The organism is Albidovulum sp. (assembly GCF_008933605.1).
Classification (GTDB): domain Bacteria; phylum Pseudomonadota; class Alphaproteobacteria; order Rhodobacterales; family Rhodobacteraceae; genus Albidovulum.
On record NZ_WBUS01000009.1, the window covers coordinates 1 to 16,649 of the forward strand.

29 protein-coding genes and 1 pseudogene are annotated in these 16,649 nt (G+C 65.2%); all 30 read right to left on the reverse strand.

Annotation, left to right across the window (positions count from 1 at the left end):
* Positions 1–3: 3 nt before the first annotated feature.
* The 30 genes and pseudogenes from F9K34_RS02305 to rplC all read right to left on the reverse strand — a co-directional run bounded on the left by F9K34_RS02305 (position 4) and on the right by rplC (position 16,643).
* The gene (locus tag F9K34_RS02305) at positions 4–153 is read right to left on the reverse strand and encodes a hypothetical protein (RefSeq protein WP_291334993.1); all 150 of its coding nucleotides are present in this window, start codon (positions 151–153) and stop codon (positions 4–6) included.
* 129 nt (positions 154–282) lie between these two features.
* Positions 283–723: a GFA family protein gene (locus F9K34_RS02310; protein WP_291334995.1), complete on the reverse strand. Its 441-nt coding sequence runs from the start codon at positions 721–723 to the stop codon at positions 283–285.
* Between the two features lie 135 nt (positions 724–858).
* Positions 859–1,506 (reverse strand): MarC family protein, encoded by a 648-nt coding sequence (locus tag F9K34_RS02315; protein WP_291334997.1) that lies wholly within the window; start codon positions 1,504–1,506, stop codon positions 859–861.
* Positions 1,507–1,604: 98 nt separating this feature from the next.
* The gene (locus F9K34_RS02320) at positions 1,605–2,195 is read right to left on the reverse strand and encodes a DUF2585 family protein (protein ID WP_291334999.1); all 591 of its coding nucleotides are present in this window, start codon (positions 2,193–2,195) and stop codon (positions 1,605–1,607) included.
* A 189-nt stretch (positions 2,196–2,384) separates the two neighbouring features.
* Positions 2,385–2,528 (reverse strand): 50S ribosomal protein L30, encoded by a 144-nt coding sequence (rpmD, locus tag F9K34_RS02325; protein ID WP_291335105.1) that lies wholly within the window; start codon positions 2,526–2,528, stop codon positions 2,385–2,387.
* A pseudogene (locus tag F9K34_RS02330) lies at positions 2,521–2,739 on the reverse strand (integrase core domain-containing protein); the annotation flags it as partial. The pseudogene F9K34_RS02330 and the gene rpmD (F9K34_RS02325), both read right to left, overlap by 8 nt.
* A gap of 6 nt (positions 2,740–2,745) precedes the next feature.
* Positions 2,746–3,396, reverse strand: a complete 651-nt coding sequence (locus tag F9K34_RS02335) for a hypothetical protein (protein WP_291335001.1) — start codon at positions 3,394–3,396, stop codon at positions 2,746–2,748.
* A gap of 164 nt (positions 3,397–3,560) precedes the next feature.
* Entirely contained in the window at positions 3,561–3,752 is a 192-nt protein-coding gene (gene rpmD / locus F9K34_RS02340; protein ID WP_291335003.1) for a 50S ribosomal protein L30, read from the reverse strand.
* A 5-nt stretch (positions 3,753–3,757) separates the two neighbouring features.
* Positions 3,758–4,336 (reverse strand): 30S ribosomal protein S5, encoded by a 579-nt coding sequence (gene rpsE / locus F9K34_RS02345; protein WP_291335005.1) that lies wholly within the window; start codon positions 4,334–4,336, stop codon positions 3,758–3,760.
* Positions 4,337–4,460: 124 nt separating this feature from the next.
* Positions 4,461–4,820 (reverse strand): 50S ribosomal protein L18, encoded by a 360-nt coding sequence (rplR, locus tag F9K34_RS02350; protein WP_291335007.1) that lies wholly within the window; start codon positions 4,818–4,820, stop codon positions 4,461–4,463.
* A gap of 11 nt (positions 4,821–4,831) precedes the next feature.
* Positions 4,832–5,365, reverse strand: coding sequence for a 50S ribosomal protein L6 (rplF, locus tag F9K34_RS02355; RefSeq protein WP_291335009.1), 534 nt, complete (start codon positions 5,363–5,365; stop codon positions 4,832–4,834).
* Positions 5,366–5,375: 10 nt separating this feature from the next.
* Positions 5,376–5,774, reverse strand: a complete 399-nt coding sequence (rpsH, locus tag F9K34_RS02360; RefSeq protein WP_291335011.1) for a 30S ribosomal protein S8 — start codon at positions 5,772–5,774, stop codon at positions 5,376–5,378.
* Positions 5,775–5,787: 13 nt separating this feature from the next.
* Entirely contained in the window at positions 5,788–6,093 is a 306-nt protein-coding gene (gene rpsN / locus F9K34_RS02365) for a 30S ribosomal protein S14 (RefSeq protein ID WP_291335013.1), read from the reverse strand.
* 17 nt (positions 6,094–6,110) lie between these two features.
* On the reverse strand, positions 6,111–6,671 hold the full coding sequence (rplE, locus tag F9K34_RS02370; protein WP_291335015.1) for a 50S ribosomal protein L5: 561 nt from the start codon (positions 6,669–6,671) through the stop codon (positions 6,111–6,113).
* Entirely contained in the window at positions 6,671–6,976 is a 306-nt protein-coding gene (gene rplX / locus F9K34_RS02375) for a 50S ribosomal protein L24 (protein WP_291335017.1), read from the reverse strand. Before rplX ends, rplE begins: the two co-directional genes overlap by 1 nt.
* The gene (gene rplN / locus F9K34_RS02380) at positions 6,976–7,344 is read right to left on the reverse strand and encodes a 50S ribosomal protein L14 (protein WP_035714274.1); all 369 of its coding nucleotides are present in this window, start codon (positions 7,342–7,344) and stop codon (positions 6,976–6,978) included. The genes rplX and rplN overlap by 1 nt, the downstream gene beginning before the upstream one ends.
* Positions 7,345–7,412: 68 nt before the next feature.
* Positions 7,413–7,646, reverse strand: a complete 234-nt coding sequence (rpsQ, locus tag F9K34_RS02385; protein ID WP_291335019.1) for a 30S ribosomal protein S17 — start codon at positions 7,644–7,646, stop codon at positions 7,413–7,415.
* Between the two features lie 12 nt (positions 7,647–7,658).
* Complete coding sequence (gene rpmC, locus F9K34_RS02390) at positions 7,659–7,859, reverse strand: 50S ribosomal protein L29 (RefSeq protein ID WP_291335022.1); 201 nt, start codon at positions 7,857–7,859, stop codon at positions 7,659–7,661.
* 187 nt (positions 7,860–8,046) lie between these two features.
* Complete coding sequence (locus tag F9K34_RS02395; RefSeq protein ID WP_291335024.1) at positions 8,047–9,051, reverse strand: ABC transporter ATP-binding protein; 1,005 nt, start codon at positions 9,049–9,051, stop codon at positions 8,047–8,049.
* Complete coding sequence (locus F9K34_RS02400) at positions 9,051–9,842, reverse strand: ABC transporter permease (protein ID WP_291335025.1); 792 nt, start codon at positions 9,840–9,842, stop codon at positions 9,051–9,053. The genes F9K34_RS02395 and F9K34_RS02400 overlap by 1 nt, the downstream gene beginning before the upstream one ends.
* Positions 9,839–10,714 carry an ABC transporter permease gene (locus tag F9K34_RS02405; protein WP_291335026.1) on the reverse strand — a complete coding sequence of 292 codons (876 nt, stop codon included), beginning with the start codon at positions 10,712–10,714 and terminating at the stop codon, positions 9,839–9,841. Before F9K34_RS02405 ends, F9K34_RS02400 begins: the two co-directional genes overlap by 4 nt.
* Before the next feature lie 89 nt (positions 10,715–10,803).
* Positions 10,804–11,877, reverse strand: coding sequence for an ABC transporter substrate-binding protein (locus F9K34_RS02410; RefSeq protein WP_291335107.1), 1,074 nt, complete (start codon positions 11,875–11,877; stop codon positions 10,804–10,806).
* A gap of 294 nt (positions 11,878–12,171) precedes the next feature.
* Positions 12,172–12,585 (reverse strand): 50S ribosomal protein L16, encoded by a 414-nt coding sequence (rplP, locus tag F9K34_RS02415; protein ID WP_291335028.1) that lies wholly within the window; start codon positions 12,583–12,585, stop codon positions 12,172–12,174.
* A 12-nt stretch (positions 12,586–12,597) separates the two neighbouring features.
* Complete coding sequence (gene rpsC, locus F9K34_RS02420; protein WP_291335029.1) at positions 12,598–13,332, reverse strand: 30S ribosomal protein S3; 735 nt, start codon at positions 13,330–13,332, stop codon at positions 12,598–12,600.
* Positions 13,332–13,724 carry a 50S ribosomal protein L22 gene (gene rplV / locus F9K34_RS02425; protein ID WP_291335030.1) on the reverse strand — a complete coding sequence of 131 codons (393 nt, stop codon included), beginning with the start codon at positions 13,722–13,724 and terminating at the stop codon, positions 13,332–13,334. The genes rpsC and rplV overlap by 1 nt, the downstream gene beginning before the upstream one ends.
* Before the next feature lie 3 nt (positions 13,725–13,727).
* Positions 13,728–14,006, reverse strand: a complete 279-nt coding sequence (gene rpsS, locus F9K34_RS02430; RefSeq protein ID WP_291335032.1) for a 30S ribosomal protein S19 — start codon at positions 14,004–14,006, stop codon at positions 13,728–13,730.
* 3 nt (positions 14,007–14,009) lie between these two features.
* On the reverse strand, positions 14,010–14,846 hold the full coding sequence (gene rplB, locus F9K34_RS02435; RefSeq protein ID WP_291335034.1) for a 50S ribosomal protein L2: 837 nt from the start codon (positions 14,844–14,846) through the stop codon (positions 14,010–14,012).
* Positions 14,847–14,992: 146 nt separating this feature from the next.
* Positions 14,993–15,289 carry a 50S ribosomal protein L23 gene (locus F9K34_RS02440; RefSeq protein WP_291335036.1) on the reverse strand — a complete coding sequence of 99 codons (297 nt, stop codon included), beginning with the start codon at positions 15,287–15,289 and terminating at the stop codon, positions 14,993–14,995.
* A complete protein-coding gene (gene rplD / locus F9K34_RS02445) occupies positions 15,286–15,921 on the reverse strand; it encodes a 50S ribosomal protein L4 (RefSeq protein WP_291335038.1) in 636 nt (211 codons plus the stop codon). Before rplD ends, F9K34_RS02440 begins: the two co-directional genes overlap by 4 nt.
* Positions 15,918–16,643 carry a 50S ribosomal protein L3 gene (gene rplC / locus F9K34_RS02450; RefSeq protein ID WP_291335109.1) on the reverse strand — a complete coding sequence of 242 codons (726 nt, stop codon included), beginning with the start codon at positions 16,641–16,643 and terminating at the stop codon, positions 15,918–15,920. Before rplC ends, rplD begins: the two co-directional genes overlap by 4 nt.
* Positions 16,644–16,649 lie beyond the last annotated feature (6 nt).

Genomic DNA, 16,649 nt, shown 5'->3' on the forward strand with positions numbered 1-16,649 from the left:
CCCTCAGTGCTTCCGGCGATCCGTGGCGCGCAGGTAGTCGGTCCAGTACGGGGCCGGTTCGGCGGGCAAGGCCGCCGAAAAGGCGCGGCCGAGGCTGAAGACTGCGCGGGCGAGTGCGCTGAACAGGCCGGTATGGCGTTGTACTGCAAGCATCTTTCGTCCCTCAAGCAAGGTTCCTGTTGCCCGAGGAGATAATCGACGCATGGGGGCGCAACCAGCCCCGTTTCGACAGGCCCGCCTTGCGTCCGGCGCATGGGGATGCGGCGGATGCAAGGCCGGACATCATGCCCCTTTCGGCCAGACGAACGAGGGCTGCAACCCTTCGTAGACCGGGCGGCCGTCAGTGGGCTTCGGGTAGCCCTTCGTCGTGTCCCAGAAGGCGTGGTAGGTGGCCTTGGGGAAGGCGGCATCGTCGTAGCCCATGACGTTCGGGACCGCCACGCGGATGCGCTGCTGCTTGTCGTCGAGCATCAGCACGGCCCCGCATTTCTCGCAGAGGCAGATCTCCAGGGGTCCGTTCGGGTTGTCGGCATTGAAGGGCACGCGCTTCATCGCGGCCTCGTTTTCGGTCTTCACGTCACCGTGATTGAAGAAGGCCACATGGGTCGTGTGCTGGCCGGTGACCTTCTTGCAGACGTTGCAGTGGCATTCGTGGTTGTCGATGGGTTCGGCAGAGGCGCGCACACGATGATGTTCGCATCCTCCCACATACGGGCTGGACATTCGTTCCTCCTCCTGTCGCCGTGCCCTTGCGGGCACGCAACGGAATTGCACACCACCCGAAGGGAAAAAGCGACATGATATTTGGTCGTGTTCTCCGGGATCGGATCGCGGGAGCCCCACGGCGCGTCCAGCCGGTCAGATGCCTGCGTCCGGCAGCGCCATGACACCGAGCGCCTCGAAGCCGCTCAGGATGGAATCGACCGCGACCGTGGCAAGAACGATCCCCATGACCCGGCTGACGACGTTCGCCCCGGTGTTGCCGATGATCCCCTTCAGGGGGCGAGCCAGCAGCAGGATCAGGAAGGTGATGGCAAGGACGAGCACGAGAAGCGCCGCCGTCACCATCTGCTCCGAAACCGTGTTGCGGTGGTTGTCGGTCAGGATCACGACCGCCAGCATTGCGCCGGGCGAGGCAATCGAGGGCATGGCGAGGGGAAAGACTGCACCTGCCATGTGGTCGCGCTCTGCCTCCTCGATCTCGCGCGAGGGCTTCGCGTCGCCGAAGATCATGGTGAGCGCGAAGAGGAACAGGATGATCCCGCCGGCGATCTGGAATGACCCGAGCCTGAGCCCGACCCCCTCCAGCAAGATCTGCCCCGCCACGAGGAAGAAGAACAGCACCGCGCCCGCGACAAGAACGCCGCGAAGGGCGAACCGCCAGTGCAGCGCCGCCGGCACGCCCCGGGTGGCGAAATAGAATACCGGCAGAGTGCCGACCGGGTCGATCACCACGAAGAGCGTCACGAATTCGCGCACGAGGGTTGCGATGTCCAGGTCGGGCAAGCGGAGGTCTCCACGCGTCGGGGGAATCACACCCAAGACTGTAATCCAAATCGCTCCCGGGTCCTCGGCCGGCGTGCACCGCGCCGGCGGGCCGGGGTTCATGGGCGCGGCGCCTCGGCCCCGGAGGTGTTTCGCGGGTTCGTCGCGTCCTGCCAGGCGGTGAGCGCGGGGATCGGATGCACCACGCGGATGGTCGTAAGGATGAGACTGTCGCGCGCGACCAGGGCGGAGAGCGCCTCGAGGGCAAGGATCAGGATCACGCTCCTGCCGGCGCCGAGCCAAACGCCCGCGGCAAAGCCTGCGAGCATGAAGAGATAGTCGCTGACCGCGTTGAGCACCGTGTCACCGATGTAGCCCTGGTAGATCGTCTGACCGCGGAACCGGTCGAGCACCCAGTCCGTGTGCTCCACGATCTCCCATGCGACGCCAGTCGCGATGGCGATCGCATAGGCGAGGGCGAACGGGAGCCAGCGCCCCAGAAGGCGCCCGGCAACCGCGATCAGAAGGCCGTGGATCACATGCGACAGCGTGTACCAGTCGGCGATCTGCTGGGAGTTCTCGTTCGACCAGACGGAATTCACCCAGAGCCGGACCTGCCCGCTGGTGGAGATGAGCGGCTGCCCCCAGGCCCAGAGCGTCATGCCGACTGCGACGCCCCCCAGAAGGGCCGCCAGATGGAGACTCCGCATCGTCACACCCGCTCACCCCCGCCCCGCTCGCGGGCGAGCCTATGTCGCCCGGTTCCCGGCATCAACGGGGTGAAAGCGGCTGGCAATCCATGGCCGGAGGTCCGCCAATGCGGAACGCCCCGCCTTGCGGACGGGGCGTTCGGAGGGTGAGGCCCAGGCGCGGGTCCGGGGCGACGGCGGCCCGTGAGATCAGCCGCGCTCTTCGACGATGGTCACGAGATGCGGGATCTTGTTGACCATGCCGCGGACCGAGGGCGTGTCCTCGAGCTCGCGGGGGCGGTTGATCTTGCCGAGACCCTTGAGCGTCTGACCTGCCACTGGTCTTTCATCCAGCCGCGACCGGAGCCCGGTTGATGTTTACGCCAAATGGCGCGGGTTGAGCAATTGCCCGACGCGCGGAGCTCTCATCTCGCGCAGCGTGTCGGGCAATTGCGGTGGTCAGGTTCCGCGCGAACCCGGCGGGGGTCTGGTATCCAAGGGCCGAATGTGGGCGTTGCGTGTTGTAATCGTCCAGCCAGGCCGCGATCAGATCACGGGCATGGGCGCGTGCTCACTCACCTGATCTTTCTACGACACCCGTCACAATGTACCCGAGGCTTGTATTGAAGAACCAATCGCGGTGCATCAACTCTCCGTTGACGATGTAGAGGTTTGCCGCCTTAAATCGGCTAAGGCCGCCACCGTCATAGTCGATCAAAATATAAGCGGGGGCATCGGCCGTTCTGACCAACGCGAAGTGCTTCTTGTCAGCCTTCTCGTTCAACTTCTCGAGCAATGCGAGAACCTGACCAAAGTCCGTGATCCGCTCATCGGCAAAATAGCATCCGCCTTCGACAGCGCTGACACCGACCGCCGCCACCGCACCTGCGACGATGGTTACGGGCGCGCTAACGATAGAGGCGGCTGTTCCGGCTATGCCAGCCGTTCCGCCTATGATTCCAACCGTTCCGGCAGCGGATGCGCCTGCGGCAGTTGATCCGATCATCGCCGCGCCTGAAGTGGAATGGGTGATGATGTATAAACCCGCAGCATGGAACAGCGCTCCAGTTGCTGCCGCGCCTCCTCCGGCGCCGATTACAGTGGCGGCAGCTGGGGGATTGACCAAGTGGCTGAGCCGATAGTCACATACACCAGCACTTGCGCTACCAGCAATCGCGCCGATGACAGCAACTGACGCCAAAAATGTCTTGCCAATATTCATTGCTCCCCCCCCCCGAGTTGCTCCGTGACTCCCACATCGGATGACGATCACGGAATTTCAAGTCTTCGAGATCTCGCAGGAACAGTAATCGCGGCGGAAAAGTTGAGAACGCCCCAGTTTCCCCAGGGCGTCTGCAGTCTTGTATTGTATCTTATGCTTTGAACTCAGCCGCGCTCTTCGACGATGGTCACGAGATGCGGGATCTTGTTGACCATGCCGCGGACCGAGGGCGTGTCCTCGAGTTCGCGTGTGCGGTTGATCTTGCCGAGGCCGAGCCCTTTGAGCGTCGCCGTCTGGACGGCGGGCCGGCGGGCGGGCGAAGCGATCTGCTTCACGACGATGGTTTTCTTCGCCATGTCTCTCAGGCCTCCGCGGCTTCGGCCACTTCGGGCTTCTTCAGGATATCGGCCACCTTCTTGCCGCGGCGCTGCGCGACCTGGCGGGGGCTCGCCTCCTGCTTCAACCCGTCCATCGTGGCGCGGATCATGTTGTAGGGGTTCTGCGATCCCATCGACTTCGCCACCACGTCCTGGACGCCCAGCATCTCGAACACGGCGCGCATCGGGCCGCCGGCGATGATCCCGGTCCCCGCAACGGCGGTGCGCATCACGACGCGGCCCGCGCCATGGCGGCCCTCGATGTCGTGGTGCAGGGTGCGGCCGTCGCGCAGCGGGACGCGCACGAGGCTGCGTTTCGCCTGCTCGGTCGCCTTGCGGATCGCTTCCGGCACTTCCTTGGCCTTGCCCTTGCCGAAGCCGACGCGGCCGCGCTGGTCGCCGACCACCACGAGCGCGGCGAAGCCGAAGCGCTTGCCGCCCTTCACCGTCTTCGACACACGGTTGATCGCCACGAGACGATCGGCGAATTCCGGGGTTTCCTCGCGCTCGCGCCGGTCTTCGCGGCGGTCGCGGCCTTCCCGGCGGTGTTCACGTTCTGCCATTCGGCATTCCTTGCATGATGGCGCGGGACCCCGCACCGTTTCGGCCGATCCTGGTGCCCCGGATCAGGTCCGGGGCCCGGATCATCGGGGTGGCGCACCCGTCACGGGGCGCCACCCGCATTCGTCAGAACTTCAGCCCGCCTTCGCGGGCCGCGTCGGCAAGCGCCTTGATCTTGCCGTGGAAGAGGAAGCCGCCACGGTCGAAGTAGCACGCCTCGACCCCGGCCTTCCTGGCGCGCTCGGCGATCGCCGCGCCGACCTTCTTGGCCGCCTCGACGTTGTTCTTGCCGACGATCCCCAGATCCTTTTCGAGGCTGGAGGCCGCGGCGAGCGTCACGCCCTTCACGTCGTCGATCAGCTGCACGCTGATGTTCTTCGACGAACGGTGGACCGAGAGGCGCGCCCGCCCGTCGGCCATCTTGCGAAGCTTGTTCCGGACGCGCAGGCGGCGCTTGAGGAACAGATCCCGTTTGCTGTTTGCCATCTCTGTCGTCCTTACTTCTTCTTGCCTTCCTTGCGGAAGATGAACTCGCCCTTGTAGCGGATGCCCTTGCCCTTGTAGGGCTCGGGGCCGCGCCATTCGCGGATGTTGGCCGCGACCTGGCCGACGAGCTGCGGGTCGATCCCTTCCACAACGATCTCGGTCTGCTTCGGGGTCGTGACGGTCACACCCTTTGGCACGTCGAAGTTCACCTCGTGGCTGTAGCCGAGCGACAGCTTCAGGACGTTGCCCTGAATCGCCGCGCGGTAGCCGACGCCCTGGATTTCAAGCTCTTTCTTGAAGCCCTTGGTCACGCCGGTGACGAGGTTCTCGATCATGGACCGCGACATGCCCCACTGCTGGCGCGCGCGCTTCGAGGTGCCGCGCGGCGCGACAGAGACGCTGCCGTCGGCGAGCGTGATCGTCACATCGTCGGTGGCCGTGAAGACGAGGGTCCCCTTGGGGCCCTTCACTTCGACGGTCTGGCCCGAGACATTGGCGGTGACGCCAGCCGGGACGGGAACGGGTTTCTTGCCGATACGAGACATAGACCCCTCCTCAGAACACGGTGCAGAGCACTTCGCCGCCGACATTGGCGGTGCGTGCGGCTGCGTCCGACATCACGCCCTTGGGCGTGGACACGATGGAGACCCCGAGGCCCTGGCGGACCGAGGGGATGTCCTTGACGCCGGCATAGACGCGGCGGCCTGGCGTCGAGACGCGCTTGATCTCGCGGATCACCGGCGTGCCCTCGAAGTACTTCAGGCTGATTTCCAGCTCCGGCTGGCCACCGGCCGCCGAAACCTTCTCGTAGCCGCGGATGTAGCCTTCGTCCTTCAGGACGTCGAGCACCCAGGCGCGCAGCTTGGAAGCCGGCGTGCGGACGGTGGATTTGCCACGCATCTGCGCGTTGCGGATGCGGGTCAGCATATCGCCAAGAGGATCGTTCATCGACATACCTCGGTCCTCCTTACCAGCTCGACTTGACCATGCCCGGGATCTGGCCCATCGAGGCGAGATCGCGCAGCATGATCCGGCTGAGCTTGAGCTTGCGATAGTAGGCGTGCGGACGGCCCGTCAGCTGGCAGCGGTTGTGAATCCGCGTGGCCGAGGAGTTGCGGGGCAGCTTCGCCAGTTTCATCGAGGCCTTGAACCGCTCTTCCATCGGTTTCGACTGGTCCTCGATCACCGCTTTCAGCGCCGCGCGCCTGGTCGCATACTGCTTGACCAGCTTGGCGCGCTTCGTTTCGCGGTTCACCATGGATTTCTTTGCCATTCGTTCGTCCTCCGCGATCAGCTGGTGAAGGGCATGTTGAAATGCTTCAACAGCGCCTTCGCTTCCGCGTCGTTGGTCGCGGTGGTGCAGATGATGATGTCCATCCCGAGAACCTCGTCGACCTTGTCGAAGTCGATTTCGGGGAACACGATGTGTTCCTTCAGGCCCATCGCATAGTTGCCGCGGCCGTCGAACGATGTGCCCTTCACGCCGCGGAAGTCGCGGATGCGGGGCATGGCGACGTTGATCAGGCGGTCGAGGAATTCGAACATCCGGTCGCCGCGGAGCGTGACCTTGCAGCCAAGCGGCATCTCTTCACGGACGCGGAAGCCGGCGATCGACTTCTTGGCCTTGGTGACGACGGCCTTCTGACCGGCGATGAGCGTCAGCTCCTCGGCGGCCTGCTTGACCTTCTTGGTGTCCTTGACGGCTTCGCCGACGCCCATGTTGAGAACGATCTTCTCGAGCTTCGGGATCTGCATCTCGTTCTTCAGGCCGAACTCTTCCTTGAGCGCGGCGCGGATCGTCGAGACGTAGAGCGCCTTCAGGCGCGGGGTGTAGGTTTGAGCGTCGAGCATCAGAGCGCCTCCCCGGTGGTCTTGGCGAAGCGGACCTTCTTTTCGCCTTCCATGCGGAAGCCGACGCGGGTCGCCTTGCCGTTCTTATCCAGCGCGGCCAGGTTCGACAGGTCGACCGGCATCGCCTTCGGCTGGCGGCCGCCCTGGTTCGTCTGGGTCTGGCGCTGGTGGCGGATCGCGATGTTCACGCCTTCGACCACGGCCTTGTTGGCCTTCGGATCGACCGAGGTGATCTCGCCCTTCTTGCCCTTGTCCTTGCCGGCAAGGACGACGACCTTGTCGCCTTTACGGAGTTTCGCAGCCATCACAGCACCTCCGGCGCCAGCGAGATGATCTTCATGAAGTTCTTCGCGCGAAGCTCGCGCACCACCGGCCCGAAGATGCGGGTGCCGACCGGTTCGCCCTGGTTATTCAGGATGACGGCGGCGTTGCGGTCGAAGCGGATGGACGTACCATCTTCGCGGCGAACTTCCTTGGCGGTGCGCACGACGACGGCCTTGCGGACGTCGCCCTTCTTCACGCGGCCGCGCGGGATGGCTTCCTTGACCGACACCACGATGATGTCGCCGACGCTGGCGTAGCGGCGGTGGGAACCTCCCAGGACCTTGATGCACTGAACCCGGCGCGCGCCGGAGTTGTCAGCGACATCCAGATTGGTCTGCATCTGGATCATTTGGTTTCTCCCGACCTATGGGCACGAGGCCCAGGGTTTCGTTTGAAGGATGGTGTGGGGTCAGGCCCTCAGGCCTCCGTCACGACCGTCCAACGCTTCGTCTTCGAGATCGGCGCGCATTCCTCGATGCGGACGGTGTCGCCGACCTTGAACTTGTTCTCCGCGTCATGGGCGCGGTATTTCTTCGACTTCCGCACCGTCTTTTGCAGCAGCGGATGCTTGAAGCGGCGTTCGACCAGGACGGTGATCGTCTGGGCGTTCTTGTCCGAGGTGACGACGCCTTGCAGGATACGTTTGGGCATGGGTCGGTCCTCTTACTTCGCGGCTTCTGCGGCTTTGGCGTTCAGCACCGTCTTTATGCGGGCGACGTCGCGGCGGACGGCGCGCATGCGGGCGGTGTTCTCGAGCTGGCCGGTGGCCTGCTGGAAGCGGAGGTTGAACGCCTCCTTCTTGAGCGCCACCAGCTCGTCGCGGAGCTGGTCGGGCGTCTTCGCTTTCAGTTCGGTGGCGTTCATCTCGCCGTCTTCCTTCTCTCACATCACCGGAAGGCCCTGTGCTGGGTGACCCTTTGCCCGGTGGAGTCAATGATGGACCCCCGAATCCGGGGAGCCCGGAATCGCAGGATGCGTCCCTATAGTGGAGGCGGGGCCGGGGGGCAAGCGGAAGTTTGGCTGACGCCGTGCAGGTCCTCTGCCGGCCGCCCTACTTCAGCGGAATGAGGTCGCGCGACGAGAGGCTCAGCTCCACCGCGCTGCCGACGGCCGGTGGCGGCATGTCGGGCCGGTTGAAGGTGTCGAGCGCGATGCGCGCGCCGGCGGCGGCGGCGGTCACGCGAATGACGGAGCCGAGGAAATGCACCTCCTCGACCGTGGCCGGAAGGACGATGTCGGACTCCGCCTCGCGGCCGAGATGCACGGCTTCGGGCCGGGCGGCGAAGTCCCCCTGCCCCACCGCCACGCCGCCGATGCGGCCCGCGTCGTCGGCCTTGAAGAGGTTCAACTGGCCCACGAAGTTCGCGACAAAGCGCGTGGTGGGGCGGTTGTAGATCTCGAAGGGCGTGCCGACCTGGTCGGCGATCCCGGCGTTCATCACCACGATTCGGTCAGAGATCGACAGCGCTTCCTCCTGGTCGTGGGTCACGAAGATCGTGGTGATGCCAAGATCGCGCTGGATCGCGCGGATTTCGTTCCGCAGCGACACCCGCACCTTGGCGTCGAGCGCCGACAGGGGTTCGTCGAGGAGCAGCACGCGGGGCTTCGGCGCCAGCGCGCGGGCCAGTGCCACGCGCTGCTGCTGCCCGCCCGACAACTGGAACGGGTAGCGCGCCCCGAGGTCGGGGAGGCCGATCAGCGCCAGCATCTCGGCCACGCGGGCGGTGATCTCGTCGCGCCGCGCGCCCTTGATCTTCAGCCCGAAGCCGACATTCTCCGCCACCGTGAGGTTGGGGAAGAGCGCGTAGGCCTGGAACACCATGCCGATGTTGCGCTGGTTCGGACGCTTGCCGACCACGTCCTCGCTGCCGATGCGGATTGCACCGGACGACGGCCGCTCGAACCCCGCGACCATGCGCAGGACGGTGGTCTTGCCGCAGCCCGAGGGGCCGAGGAGCGAGATGAACTCCCCCTGTTCGACCCCGAGGTTGAAGTCCGTCACGACGCGGTTCGCGCCGAAGGACTTTTCCAGGCGGGCAATCTCGAGATACGGCATCAGGACTCAGCCTTCATGTGTTTGGAAAACCGGGTGACAAGCTGGATCAGGCCCATGCAGGCCCAGGTGATCGCGAAGGCGATCACCGAGAGCGCGAAGGGCTCGTAGGGCTTGTTTGCGCCGATCCGTTGCAGGTAGGGCCCGAAGGCCGGGCGGTCGAGCAGGGCCGCGAGCGTGAATTCCCCGATGACGATGGCGAAGGTCAGGAAGGCGCCGGACAGCACGGCGGGCAGCACGTTGGGCAGGATCACCCTGGTCAGGATGGTCGCCCAGCCGGCACCGAGGCTCTGCGCCGCCTCGGTCAAGGTGGCGACGTCGATGGTCCGCAGGCCGGTATCGACCGCCCGGTACATGTAGGGCAGCGCCAGGACCGTATAACCGAACGCCAGGAGCAGGTTCGTACCCGTCACCGTGCCGGTCAGCGGCAGCCAGCTCGACGTGTTGTAGAGCCGGATGTAGCCGAAGACGATGACGATGGCGGGGATCACCAGCGGCAGGAGCGTCAGGAACTCCACATAGGGGCGCGCCCAAGGCATCTTCAGCCGGACCCAGAAGGCGGTCGGCACGACGATGAGGATGCCGAAGGCAATCGTCACCAGCGCCATGACCACCGAATAGCTGAAGGTCGCCTGGAACTCGGTATCGCCGATGATCTTGGCATAGGCGTCAAGGCTGTAGACCCCGCGGCGCGCCTTGAGCGAGAACTCGGTCAGGCCGAGGAGCGGAATGAAGAAATAGCCAAGGCCGAACAGGAGGACGATCCAACCGGTGAGGCGGGCATAGAGGCTCATTTCAGCCACCGTTCCGCGCGTATCCGCAGCCAGATGTAGAGCACGTTGGCGATGGCGGTGATGACGATCATGCCGAAGGCCATGGCATAACCGAGGTTCGGATTGCCGAGCACGTCACCCCTGATCTGCGCGAAAAGCTGGATCGGCACGATGTTGAGCGCCGATCCGGTCAGCGCGATCGCGGTGGCCACCGCCCCGAAGGCGTTGGCGAAAAGGAGGGCAAACGTGCCCAGGAGGGACGGGAACAGGATCGGCAAGGCGACCATCCGCCAGTATTGCGCCGTGGAGGCGCCGAGCACCTCGGCCGCCTCGCGCCATTCGCGGCGAAGGCCCTCCAGCGCGGGCGTGATGATCAGGATCATCAGCGGGATCTGGAAGAAGAGGTAGGTGACCGTCAGGCCCCAGAACGAAAGGATGTTGAAGCCAAGGTCCCGGCTCAGCACGATCCCGAAATTGTTGCGCAGGAAGACCGTCACGAGGCCCACCGGCCCGAAGGTCGCGAGGAAGGCGAAGGCAAGCGGAACGCCCGCGAAGTTCGAGGCGACGCCGGAGAACGTCATCAGTGGCGACTTGACCCAGCGCGGCACCGCGCCGAACACCACCGCCGCCGCCATGCCGAAGCCGATAAGGCAGCCGAGCGCGGCCGAGGCGACGGAGATCTTAACCGATATCCAGTAGCTCGACGGAATCGTGCCGGTGTTCAGGTCGCGGAGGTTCTGCAGCGTGAACGCACCGGAGCGATCCTGGAACGCACCGATCACGATATGCATCGTCGGCAGGACCAGGAACAGCGTGACGAAGATGACGAAGGGCATCAGGCCCAGCCAGGTCAACGGCAAATGCCGCCTTGGCGTGGCGGAAGGCGCAGGCATGCAAGGTCCGTCCCGTTGGAGTGGTCTTGTTCTCGTTGGCGCCCCGGCCTGATCGGATCGGGCCGGGGCGGTGTTCGCATCGGGTGCGGTTACTGGACGTTTGCGCCCACGACCGCATCCCAGCCGCCGGTGACCGCGGCCTTGTTGGCATCCACCTCTTCCAGCGTCGGGAAGTAGGCGGCCTCGTAGGATTCCGCCGGCGGCAGTTTCGCCATGGCGTCGGCGTCGAGCTTGCCCGCCGCGGCCATCGCGTTGAACCGTGCCGGGTGGCAGTAGCCCTTGAGCCAGAGGTTCTGCCCTTCATCGCTGTAGAGGTATTCCATCCAGAGCTTCGCGGCGTTCGGGTGCGGCGCGTAGGCCGAGATGCCCTGGACGTAGACACCGGCGAGCACGCCGCTCTTCGGCACCACAACCTCCACCGGCGGGTTGCCGGCGAGCTCATCCGCCCAGGCGAGCGCGTTGTAGTCCCAGGCGATGGCGATCGGGGTCGCGCCCTGGGCGATCGTGCCCGCCTTGGCGATGACCGGGACGAAGTTCCCTGCCTTGTTCACCTCTGCGAAGAAGTCGAGACCGGCCTTGCCAGCCTCTTCGCCGGCCTTGGCGCCCTTCGACAGGCCCGCCGCGAGGACGCCGAGAATCGCCTGGTTCGAGGCGCGCGGATCGCCCGCGAGCGCCACCTGCGCCGCATACTCCGGCTTCGTGAGATCCGCCCAGTCGGTGGGGGTATTGGCCACGAGGTCCTTGTTCACGATGAAGGACATGACGCCGTAGTAGTCACCGTACCAGTGGCCATCGGCATCCTTGATGCTGTCGGGAATCTCGTCCCAGGTGGAGACCTTATAGGGCTGGAGCAGCCCTTCCGCCTTCATCGAGGGACCGAAGGCAAGGCCCACGTCCACGACGTCCGGCGCCTGCGGGCCCTTGTTGTCCTTGTTGGCCTTGACCGCCTCGACCTCGTCGGCCGAGCCGGCGTCGGGGTTGAGTTCGTTGACCTGGATCTCCGGGTATTTCGCCTTGAACCCGGCAATCACGTCGCCATACCCGCACCAGCTGTGCGGCAGCGCGATCGTTGTGAGCATCCCCTCCGCCTTCGCGGCGGCCTCGATCTCTGCCAGCGACTGCGCGCTCACCATGCTGGTGGACGCGAGCAGTGCCGCAAACATTAGCCCGGCGGTGGTCGTCGTCTTTGTCATTTCCATCTCCCTAGGGCACAGGGCCCGGTGCGTGACGATTTCGTCCTATTGTTATCGTGTGACAGTTTCATGGAACTGTCCCGGTGCGATCTAATCAATGAAACGCGCCCCCCGCAATCGGGGCGTTACAATTCTGTTACGTTTTTGTTGCGTTTCTCTCCGGCCGACGGCCGGAGGGCACCGGCACGCATCGCCGCGCCAAAGGAAAAGGCGCGCCGATGGGGCGCGCCTTCCAGGAAAAAGCGAGGTTTCCCCCGGTCGGACCTACCAGTCCTCGCGCATCACGATGCGGGTCGTGACGGGAAGCTTCATCGCGCCGAGGCGGAGCGCCTCGCGGGCGATGACTTCGCTGACGCCGTCGATCTCGAACATGATCCGGCCCGGCTTGACCTTGGCCGCCCAGTAGTCGACGGAGCCCTTACCCTTGCCCATCCGCACCTCGGTCGGCTTCGACGACACCGGCACGTCCGGGAAGACGCGGATCCAGACCCGGCCCTGGCGTTTCATGTGGCGGGTGATCGCGCGGCGGGCCGCCTCGATCTGCCGCGCCGTGACGCGCTCGGGCTCGGTCGCCTTCAGGCCGAAGCCGCCGAAGTCGAGGTTGAAGCCACCCTTGGCCTCGCCGTGGATGCGGCCCTTGTGCTGTTTGCGGAACTTCGTCCGTTTCGGTTGCAGCATCTTGCGTACTCCTTAGCGCGCGTCGCGACGGTCGTCGCGGCGATCATCGCGGCGCGGACCGCGCGGCGCCGGACCGTCCTGGGCCTCGGCCGACTTGCGGTCGCGGGCCTGCGGGTCGTGTTCCATGATCTCGCCCTTGAAGATCCAGACCTTCACGCCGATGATCCCGTAAGGTGTCGTGGCCTCGGCGAGCGCATAGTCGATGTCGGCGCGCAGCGTGTGCAGCGGCACGCGGCCTTCGCGGTACCATTCGGTCCGGGCGATCTCGGCACCGCCGAGGCGGCCCGCGACGTTGACCCGGATGCCGAGGGCACCCATCCGCATGGCGTTCTGCACGGCGCGCTTCATCGCCCGGCGGAACGAGACCCGGCGCTCGAGCTGCTGGGCGATCGACTCGGCCACCAGCGCGGCGTCAAGCTCCGGCTTCCTGACCTCGACGATGTTGAGGTGCAGTTCCGACGCGGTGAAGTTCGCCAGCTTCTTCCTGAGCGTCTCGATGTCCGCGCCCTTCTTGCCGATGATGACACCGGGGCGGGCGGTATGGATCGTCACGCGGCACTTCTTGTGCGGACGCTCGATGATGACCTTCGAGACCCCGGCCTGCTTGGCGTAGTCGTGGATGAACTCGCGCATCTTGAGGTCTTCAAGAAGCAGGTTGCCGTAGTCCTTGCTGTCGGCGAACCAGCGGCTGTCCCAGGTCCGGTTGACCTGCAGGCGCATCCCGATCGGGTTGACCTTCTGTCCCATTACGCCTGCTCCCCGACGGTTTCTTCCACCTGCCGTACCTTGATGGTCAGCTCGCTGAAGGGTTTCATGATCTTGCCGAACCGGCCACGCGCCCGCGGACGACCGCGCTTCAGGGTGATGTTCTTGCCGACCCAGGCTTCGGCCACGACGAGCGCGTCCACGTCGAGACCGTGGTTGTTCTCGGCATTGGCGATGGCCGACTGAAGGCACTTCTTCACGTCACCGGCGATGCGCTTCTTCGAGAAGGTGAGGTCGGCCAGCGCCTTTTCCACCTTCTTGCCGCGGATCAGCGCCGCGACGAGGTTCAGCTTCTGCGGCGAGGTGCGCAGCATCTTCGCCTTGGCGAAGGCTTCGTTGTCGGCCACGCGGCGCGGATTCTTTTCCTTGCTCATGGCTTACTTCCTCTTGGCTTTCTTGTCGGCGGCGTGACCGTAGTACGTCCGCGTCGGCGAGTATTCACCGAACTTCTGGCCGATCATTTCCTCGGTGACGTTCACCGGGATGTGCTTCTGGCCGTTGTAGACGCCGAAGGTGAGGCCGACGAACTGCGGCAGGATGGTGGAGCGGCGCGACCAGATCTTGATCACTTCCGACTTGCCCGAGGCCTGCGCCTTTTCCGCCTTCTTCAGAAGGTAGCTGTCGACGAAGGGGCCTTTCCAGATAGAACGCGACATGGATTACCGCCCTTTCTTCGCGTGGCGCGAGCGAACGATGTACTTGTCGGTCGCCTTGTTCTTGCGGGTCTTGTTGCCCTTGGTGCCCTTGCCCCAAGGGGTGACCGGGTGGCGGCCACCGCTGGTGCGGCCTTCGCCGCCGCCGTGCGGGTGGTCGATCGGGTTCATGGCAACACCGCGGACGGTCGGGCGGACGCCCATGTGCCGCTTGCGGCCGGCCTTGCCGAGGTTCTGGTTCGAGTGGTCGGCGTTCGACACCGCACCCACCGTGGCCATACACTCCTGGCGGACCATGCGAAGCTCGCCCGACGAGAGGCGGATCTGCGCGTAGCCGCCGTCACGGCCAACGAACTGCGCGTAGGTGCCGGCGGCGCGCGCCAGTTGGCCGCCCTTGCCGGGCTTCAGCTCGACGTTGTGGACGATCGTGCCGATCGGCATGCCCGAGAACGGCATCGCGTTGCCCGGCTTCACGTCGGTCTTGGCGCCGGCGACGACATTGTCGCCCACGGCGAGGCGCTGCGGCGCGAGGATATAGGCCTGCTCGCCGTCCTGGTACTTCACCAGCGCGATGAAGGCGGTCCGGTTCGGATCGTATTCGATCCGCTCGACCGTCGCCGAAACGTCGAACTTGCGGCGCTTGAAATCCACGATCCGGTAGAGACGCTTCGCGCCCCCACCCTTGTGCCACATCGTGACGCGTCCGGTGTTGTTCCGGCCGCCGGTCTTGATGAGGCCCTCGGTGAGGGCCTTGACCGGGCGACCTTTCCAAAGCTCCGAACGGTCGATCAGAACCAGCCCACGCTGGCCAGGCGTCGTCGGCTTGTACGACTTGAGTGCCATGCTCTCTGTCTTCCGTTGCTCTGGACCTGTCGGTCCTCAGGTTGAAGGGCCCCGAAGGTCCCCTGGGTATAGGGCCCCGAAGGTCCCCGGTTTCAGTAAAATGCCACGGCCCCGGAATCCGGGGCCGCGAGATTCGGCGCCTTCTATCAGAGCCCGGAGGACACGTCGATAGTGTTCCCCTCCTCGAGGGTCACGTAGGCTTTCTTCACGTCGCTGCGCTCGCCGGGGCGGCCGCGGAACTTCTTCGTCTTGCCCTTGGTGATGGTGGTATTGACCGCCTTCACCTTCACGCCGAAGACGGCCTCGACCGCCTCCTTGATCTGGGGCTTCGTCGCCGATTTCGTCACCTGGAAGACGACCGCGCCGGCTTCCGAGGCCATGGTCGCCTTCTCGGTGATCACCGGCTTGACGATGACATCGTAGTGTTCGGGTTTCACGCTCATTTCTGGTCCCCTTTGCCGAGACGGGCTTCCAGAGCCTCGACACCCGCCTTGGTGAGCACGAGCGTGTCGCGCTTCAGGATGTCGTAGACGTTCGCGCCCATCGACGGCAGCACGTCGATGCCCTCTATGTTCGCCGCCGCGCGGGCGAAGTTCGCGTTCACCTCGGCGCCGTCGATGATCAGGACGCGCTTCCAGCCGAGTTCCTTCGCCGCCTTGGCGAGGATCTTGGTCTTGGCCTCCGTCATGTCGAGACTGTCGAGGATCACGAGCTGGCCCGCGCCGGCCTTCGCCGAGAGCGCGTGCTTGAGGCCAAGAGCCCGGAACTTCTTCGGCAGGTCATGGGCGTGGCTGCGCGGCGTCGGCCCCTTGTAGGTGCCGCCGTGACGGAAGATCGGCGCCTTGCGGGAACCGTGACGGGCGCCGCCGGTGCCTTTCTGGCGATAGATCTTCTTGGTCGAATAGCTCACGTCGGACTTGCCGAGCACCGAATGGGTGCCTGCCTGTGCCTTGGCGCGCTGCCAGCGCACCACGCGATGCAGGATGTCGGCGCGCGGCTCCAGCCCGAAGATCTCGTCGTCGAGATCGATCGAGCCCGCCTTCTTGGCGTCGAGCTTGATCACATCGAGTTTCATGCTTGCTCTCCTTCGGGCGCGGCGGCGGCTTCAGCCGCGGGCTTGGCGGCCGATTTCAGCCCGGCGGGGCGGACGGCATTCTCGGGGACCGGCTTCTTCACCGCGTCCTTAATCGTGACCCAGCCGCCCTTGGATCCGGGGACCGAACCCTTGACCATGATCAGCCCGCGGTCGCTGTCGGTGCGCACGACCTGCAGGTTCTGCGTGGTCACGCGCACGGCGCCGAGATGGCCGGCCATCTTCTTGCCCTTGAACACCTTGCCGGGGTCCTGGCACTGGCCGGTGGAGCCGTGCGAGCGGTGGCTGATCGACACGCCGTGCGAGGCGCGCAGGCCGCCGAAGTTGTGCCGCTTCATGACGCCGGCAAAGCCCTTGCCGATCGAGGTGCCGGCGATGTCGACGAACTGGCCCGCGAAGTAATGGTCGGCCGTAAGCTCCTCGCCCACGCCGATCAGGTTGTCGGGGCTCACGCGGAACTCGGCGATCTTGCGCTTGGGCTCCACCTTCGCCTTGGCGAAGTGGCCGCGCATCGCCGCCGTGGTCCGCTTGGCCTTGGCCGCACCCGCGCCGAGCTGGACGGCCGAATAGCCGTCCTTCTCGAGCGTGCGCTGCGCCACGACCTGGCAGCCGTCGAGTTGGAGAACCGTCACTGGAACCTGCCGGCCGTCCTCGAGGAAGAGCCGGGTCATGCCCAGCTTCTTTGCGATCACACCAGAGCGCAACATGGT